Here is a 6,917-nt window from a genome sequence, read left to right as displayed (position 1 = left end):
GATTTCACCAGCCTTGCCAAACGCATCCGCGAAGAAGGCCTGAAGGTTTATGGGTTCGCCCACAGCACCGCTGCCAAGGCTTTGCAGGTAGCGTGTGATCAGTTCTTTCCACTTGCCGCTGCCAAGCCAGCAAAGCAGGCTGCTTTTGCGCCCCCAAATGAGAGCCCACCCAAGGCCACAGCAAAGTCCTCCGGACCGTCGCCCGCTGCCCGAAAGCCGAACCTCGCCAAAGCTGCTATCGAGGAGGCGTTTTCGGCCAGCGAATCCGAATGGATGACCTTGAGTGCGCTTGGAACAGCCTTACGCGCAAGGGATGCTGGCTATTTGAAGAAGACCGGCTTTGCTTCGCTAAAGAAACTGCTGACCGCGCTAAACGACCATTACCATCAGTGCTTGGCCGCCGACGGCAAGACTGCGCAGGTCCGCCGCCGCAAACCCGCTGCCAACACGGTCGAAAAGTCCGAAAACAATACAACGAAAGCCAAGATGCCGCATGTGGCTTGGCCGTGGATCGAGGCAGCCATGCCAGCTGATTTGAAAGAGTGGATAACGCTCAGTGCTCTGGAGCAAGTGCTGAACACAAGACACCCGGACTATCTGGAGAAAGCCGGCCATACGTCGCTGAAGGCAATACTAAGGGCCCTGACTGACCATTTTGAAATGGGCTTGGCAGAAGACGGTAAGGCAGTGCAGGTTCGTCGTCGAACGGCTTGACCCGTTCAAACGCCGCCCTCCAATCCTGCATGGGGCGCATGAAAAGCCCCACCCTATGAGCGGACGCCCGCAATTTCAGGGCACCAACCTCACGTCCGTGCGAAAGAGGAAGTAAAGTTCGCCAGCCGCAGACGGAAAGACCGAACAGGTCTGCCGCCGCCGCTAACCCGCCTGCGTCGTCTGCCGTTCCACGCGCGCCGCCTCGTCCTTCTTCGACATGGTGGAACGCAGCTTGATCAGGTTGGACAGGGTGGCATACCAGAAAGGCGCGCCCAGCGAGAGCAGGGAGATCGACAGGCTCATGCCGAGCAGTTGCAGCAGCAGCGCAAAGCTGAACGGCTGCCAGCGGCTGGCCCAGGCATCCAGATCGTGCGGCCATGACACGAGCTCCAGCTTGGTCGCCTCGGCCAGCCCCATGCAATCGGCATAGGCATCAAGGCCGCGCGCGGGGCCGGGGCTGGCGAGGTGGGTGCGGGCGCACGCCAATGCCTGCGCCTCGTTGACAGAACCGCCGGCGGTCGGCGGCGCGAACTGGCCCTTTTCCATCGCGCTCACCGCCGATGCCACCACCTTGTCGCGCAGCGCGCTATCGGCGTTCAGCCGCGCCATCAGCGCGAACGTATCCAGATGCAGCACCACCACCAGCGCGATGCTGAACATCGCTGTCCAGATCCGCACGCGCGCGGTGTAGGCGGCGTCCACCCGATCGATGGTCTGATCGAACCAGCCGACCAGCTTGGCCATGAAATCCTTGCCCGGCCCGGCCATGAAGGCTTCCAAAATGGCCTTGCTCGCACGCTGGCTGCTCGACCACCCAGGGTTTTGCAGTTCCAGTTCCGCAATGCGCGTGCGGATCTGCAGCAACAGGGCCTTGGGATCGGTCAGGTCCAGCCTGGCCAGCATCGCCTTGATCTCGGCACGGGCATCCTTCACCGCCTGCAACTCATCGGGCTTGTCATCCTGCGCCATGAAATCCAGCAGCAGCCGCACGAACTCCTCGCGCTGCACCACCCCGCTGCGCGCGCGTGGCACCTCCTTGCCGTCCTGCGGCTTGACGAACCAAGTGTAGGGCGGGCTGCGCGGCGGAGACAGCAGCGGATCACGCAGAATATGATCGACAATCACCGTTGCGTGGTTTTCCAGCCCCGGCAGCACCCGCACCATCAGATCGGTCAGGCCGCGCTCAAGCGCTTCGCCCTTCAGATTGCGCAGGTAGATCGGCACGGCCTGCACCATCGCCGTCACCGCCAGGCTGATCACCAGCATGGTGAAGGCGAACCCGATCATCACATCCAGATAATGCAGCACGATCATTCCCCCGAATGAAGCATCCCACCATAACCGGTTTGGGGGCCGGCGTCGCGCGTGTCGCAGCACCCTTTTTTCGCGGCCGGCCAGGCCCTACATGGGCGCTATGAAAGGTTTTCCTGCATGAGCGAACTTCCGCAATTCCACGGCACCACCATCGTTTCCGTCCGCAAGGGCGGGCAGGTCGTTGTTGCTGGCGATGGCCAGGTGACAATGGGCCAGACGGTGATGAAGCCCAACGCCAAAAAGGTCCGCCGGCTGGGGCCGAAAGGCGAAGTGATCGGCGGGTTTGCCGGCGCCACCGCCGACGCGTTCACCCTGTTCGAACGGCTGGAAGCCAAGCTGGAACGCCACCCCGGCCAGCTGATGCGCGCTGCGGTTGAACTGGCCAAGGATTGGCGAAGCGATCGCTATCTGCGCCGGCTGGAAGCGATGATGATCGTGGCTGATGCCAGCGTGACGCTGGTGATCACCGGCAATGGCGACGTACTGGAACCGGTGGGCGGGATTGCGGCCATCGGTTCGGGCGGCAATTTCGCGCTCGCCGCCGCCCGCGCGCTGGCCGATTCCGATCACAGCGCCGAAACCATTGCGCGGCGCGCCATGAAGGTCGCGGCCGATCTGTGCGTTTACACCAACGAGGAACTGACTTTGGAGGCTATTGACCTGTGAGCGCCGATCTCACCCCGCGCGAGATCGTCGCCGCACTCGATCGCCACATCATCGGCCAGGACGACGCCAAGCGCGCCGTCGCCGTCGCCCTGCGCAACCGCTGGCGCCGCCAGCAGCTTCCCGACGATCTGCGCGACGAAGTGATGCCCAAGAACATCCTGATGATCGGCCCCACCGGCTGCGGCAAGACCGAGATCAGCCGCCGGCTGGCGAAGCTGGCCAACGCGCCCTTCATCAAGGTGGAAGCCACCAAGTTCACCGAGGTTGGCTATGTTGGCCGCGACGTCGATTCGATCATCCGTGATCTCGTCGAAGAATCGATCCGCCTCGTGCGCGAAACCCGCCGCAGCGCCGTGAAGGACAAGGCGGAGGAAGCCGCCCTCGCCCGTCTACTTGATGCGCTGGTGGGCAAGGATGCCAGCGAAGCCACGCGCCTCGCCTTCCGCCAGCGCTTCGAGGCCGGCGATCTGAAGGGCCGTGAGATCGAGATCGAAGTGGCAGAAACCCCGCCCAGCTTTGAAATGCCCGGCATGCAGCCCGGCCAGGTCGGCATGATCAACCTTTCGGACATGATGGCCAAGGCCATGGGCGGCCGCACCAAGCGCCGCAAGCTGAAGGTGGGTGAAGCCTGGGAGGCGCTGCTGGCCGAAGAGAGCGACAAGCGGCTGGACGACGAGGAGATCCAACGCGAGGCCGTGCGCAATGCGGAAAGCCAGGGCATCGTGTTCCTGGATGAGGTGGACAAGATCGCGGTGAGTGACGTGCGCGGCGGCAGTGTGAGCCGCGAAGGCGTGCAGCGCGATCTGCTCCCCTTGATCGAAGGCACCACGGTCGCCACCAAATACGGCCCAGTGAAGACGGACCATGTGCTGTTCATCGCATCCGGCGCCTTCCACGTCGCCAAGCCCAGCGACCTGCTGCCCGAACTCCAAGGCCGCCTGCCCATCCGCGTCGAGCTGAAAGGCCTGACCGAAGACGATTTCCGCCGCATCCTCTCCGACACCGATGCCAGCCTGATCCGGCAATATGCGGCCCTGCTCGCCACCGAAGGCGTGACGCTGACCATCACGCCCGACGGCATCGACGCCATCGCCCGCACCGCCGCCCAGGTGAACGAAAGCGTGGAAAACATCGGCGCCCGCCGGCTGCACACGGTGATGGAAAAGCTGCTGGAAAGCGTCAGCTTCGACGCCAGCGAACGCGGCGGCGACACGGTTGTGGTGGACGCGGCGATGGTGACCCGGGAACTTGGCGATATCGCGGGGAACCGGGATTTGTCGAAGTATATCTTGTAAGAAGAGGGTGTTGCCTCCGAAGGGCAGGGACGCAGTCCCTGCACTCGTTCGTTCTGGGACAGCCCTTCACCAAGCGCGCCGGCCACAAACGAAAGCGGGTGCAGGGGCTCAGCCCCTGCCCGCCGGAGGCAAAACTTACTCGGCTTTCTTCTTCGCCGGCGCCTTCTTCTTTGCCGCCGGCTTCTTGGCCGCGGCCTTCTTCGGGGCCGCCTTCTTCGCCGGGGCCTTCTTGCCCTTCTTCGACGGGCCAGCGGCTGCGCGGGCGGCGAGCAGCGCGATGGCTTCGTCCAGCGTCACGGCTGTTGGTTCGGCGCCCTTGGGCACGTTGGCGTTGGTCGTGCCATCGGTGATGTAGGGCCCATAACGGCCGGCCAGCACACGCACGGCCGCGCCTGATTCCGGATGCGCGCCCAGTTCGGCCAGCGCGGTCGCCACGCCGCGTTGCGGGCGGCCGCCATTGGCCTTGGCAGCGGCCGCTTCGGCCAGTTTCACCACGGCGGCGTTCATGCCGGTTTCAAACACTTCGGCCGTGTTGGACAGCCGGCCATAGGCGCCATTGTGCGCCAGATACGGCCCATACCGCCCAATGCTGGCCGTGATCGGTTCCCCGGTTTCCGGATGCGGCCCGATGGTGCGCGGCAGGTTGAGCAGCTTGATCGCCCACTCAATGTCTTCCGGCCCGGTGATGCTCACATCCTTGGGGATGGAGGCGCGGGCTGGCTTTTCGCCCTCACCGCGCTGCACGAACCGCCCAAAACGGCCCGTCCGCACGCTGATCGCCTCGCCCGTCACCGGATCATTGCCCAGTTCCTGCGGGCCATCGTTCGCCCCGCCTTCGCTGGCAAACGGCCGCGTGTATTTGCACTCGGGGTAATTGGAACACGCCACAAACGCCCCGAACCGCCCGGTCTTCAGGCTCAGCCGCCCCGCACCGCACTTCGGGCACACGCGCGGATCAACCCCGTCGCCCTTGTCCGGGAACAGGAACGGCGCCAGATATTCGTCCAGCGCGGCGGTCACGTCCGAAGGCCGCTGCTCCATGATCTCGGCGGTTTTCGGCTGGAAATCCGCCCAGAACGCCCGCAGCAATTCCAGGTAGCTGGCATCGCCGGCCGACACGTCATCCAGCTGGTTTTCCAGGCCGGCGGTGAAATCATACTCCACATAGCGCGTGAAGAACCGCTCCAGGAACGCCGTGACCAGCCGGCCCTTTTCCTCGGCAAAGAAGCGATTCTTCTCCACCCGCACATAGGCCCGGTCGCGCAGAGTCTGCAGCGTGCTGGCATAGGTGGAAGGCCGCCCGATGCCGAGCTCCTCCAGCTTCTTCACCAGCGTCGCTTCCGAAAACCGCGCGGGCGGCTCGGTAAAGCTCTGGATCGCCTCCACCGTTTTGGACGCACAACGATCGCCGCCGGCCAGGCGCGGCAGGCGGGCACCGTCTTCATCGTCTTCCGCCGGTTCATCCCGGCCTTCGGTATAGAGCACCAGAAACCCCGGCGTGATCACCACCTGGCCGGTGGCCTTCAGGCCGTGGCGGCCATCATCATCGAACAGGTCGATCGTGGTGCGCTCCAGCCGGGCGCTGGCCATCTGGCTCGCCACCGTGCGGTTCCAGATCAGCGCATACAACCGATCCGCATCGGTATCGGCGCGGCCGGGCCGGCGCGAGAAATCCGTCGGGCGAATCGCCTCGTGGGCTTCCTGGGCGTTCTTCGCCTTGGTGGCATAGAATCGCGGCTTTTCCGGCAGCACGTCGGGCTTGCTGCCATAATCGCGGGCGATCATGTCGCGCACGGCGGCCATGGCTTCGCCGGCGATCTGCACGCCGTCGGTCCGCATGTAGGTGATGTGGCCATCTTCATACAGGTTCTGCGCCACCCGCATGGTGTGGCTGGCACTGAAGCCCAACCGGCGCGATGCTTCCTGTTGCAGGGTCGATGTGGTGAACGGCGGCGCCGGGTTGCGGCTAACCGGTTTGGTCTCCACCGTCCGCACGGTAAAGCCATTCTTCTCAATGGCTTCCCGCGCAGCATTGGCTGCAGCATTGTCCAGATCAAACTGCGCCAGTTTCTTGCCATCCAGCACCGCCAGGCGGGCCTTGAAGGTGGCGCCGTTGGGGGCAATCATCTCGGCTTCAACGCGCCAATATTCCCGCGCCTTGTGCGCTTCGATCTCGCGTTCGCGCTCCACCACCAGGCGCAGCGCCACCGATTGCACGCGGCCCGCGCTCTTGGCGCCGGGCAGTTTGCGCCACAGCACCGGCGAAAGCGTGAAGCCCACCAGATAATCCAGCGCGCGCCGCGCCAGATAGGCATCGATCAACGGCTGATCGAGATCGCGCGGCGCCTGCATGGCCTTGGTGACAGCGGCCTTGGTGATTTCATTGAACGTTACCCGGCTCGCCCCACCCTTGGGCAGCGCGCGCTTGTCTTTCAGCCATTCCAGCAAATGCCAGCTGATCGCCTCTCCCTCGCGATCAGGATCGGTCGCCAGGATCACACTGTCCGCCCGCTTCGCCGCCTCGCGAATGGCGGCGAGCTGCTTGGAACGGTCCGCCGAAACCTCCCACGCCATGGCGAAATCCTGGGCGGGGTCCACCGAGCCGTCGCGGGCCGGCAGATCGCGCACATGGCCAAAACTGGCCAGCACCTCGTAGCTGCTGCCGAGATACTTGTTGATGGTCTTCGCCTTGGCCGGCGATTCAACGATAACGAGTTGCATTAGAGTCCCTCACGTATACGCGCGAGGGTGGCGGGGGGGAGCGATGGGCGTCAAGGGGTGCGGGGTCGCAGGTTGGCAGACAATGGCTTCTGGGCCGGAGAACGAACCCGCTGCGCGGGATTGGCGCTTGCTGTGATTGGTGACCATTAGCCTGCCGCTCTGGCCCTGATTGAGGGCGAGCCCGGGTGGGCAGATCATTTCGACCCC

At 64.3% G+C, this 6,917-nt stretch carries 5 protein-coding genes; 3 read left to right on the top strand and 2 right to left on the bottom strand.

Going from position 1 to position 6,917, the window contains the following annotated elements; all coding sequences use genetic code 11:
* The coding region (locus tag RT662_RS00470) for an OST-HTH/LOTUS domain-containing protein (RefSeq protein WP_313668212.1) at nt 1-714 on the top strand (714 nt) is incomplete at its 5' end.
* A 162-nt stretch (nt 715-876) separates the two neighbouring features.
* Here RT662_RS00470 and RT662_RS00465 read toward each other — a convergent pair.
* The gene (locus RT662_RS00465; protein ID WP_313668210.1) at nt 877-2,022 is read right to left on the bottom strand and encodes a hypothetical protein; all 1,146 of its coding nucleotides are present in this window, start codon (nt 2,020-2,022) and stop codon (nt 877-879) included.
* 123 nt (nt 2,023-2,145) lie between these two features.
* Between RT662_RS00465 and hslV the strand changes: the two genes are divergently transcribed.
* Complete coding sequence (gene hslV, locus RT662_RS00460; RefSeq protein ID WP_313668209.1) at nt 2,146-2,694, top strand: ATP-dependent protease subunit HslV; 549 nt, start codon at nt 2,146-2,148, stop codon at nt 2,692-2,694.
* Nucleotides 2,691-3,989, top strand: a complete 1,299-nt coding sequence (gene hslU / locus RT662_RS00455) for an ATP-dependent protease ATPase subunit HslU (protein ID WP_313668208.1) — start codon at nt 2,691-2,693, stop codon at nt 3,987-3,989. The genes hslV and hslU overlap by 4 nt, the downstream gene beginning before the upstream one ends.
* 135 nt (nt 3,990-4,124) lie before the next feature.
* Here the strand turns inward: hslU and topA are convergent, their stop codons facing one another.
* Entirely contained in the window at nt 4,125-6,710 is a 2,586-nt protein-coding gene (topA, locus tag RT662_RS00450) for a type I DNA topoisomerase (protein ID WP_313668207.1), read from the bottom strand.
* Nucleotides 6,711-6,917 lie beyond the last annotated feature (207 nt).

Origin of the sequence: Sandarakinorhabdus sp. (assembly GCF_032115815.1) — a bacterium.
In the GTDB taxonomy this organism is placed as follows: domain Bacteria; phylum Pseudomonadota; class Alphaproteobacteria; order Sphingomonadales; family Sphingomonadaceae; genus Sandarakinorhabdus.
Note: the sequence above shows the minus strand (reverse complement) of the source record. Positions and strands in the feature narration are given on the sequence as shown.

Coding starts and splice junctions, on each gene's coding strand:
- topA (WP_313668207.1), bottom strand. CDS start 6,710: ATGCAACTCGTTATCGTTGAATCGCCGGCCAAGGCGAAGACCATCAAC.
- hslV (WP_313668209.1), top strand. CDS start 2,146: ATGAGCGAACTTCCGCAATTCCACGGCACCACCATCGTTTCCGTCCGC.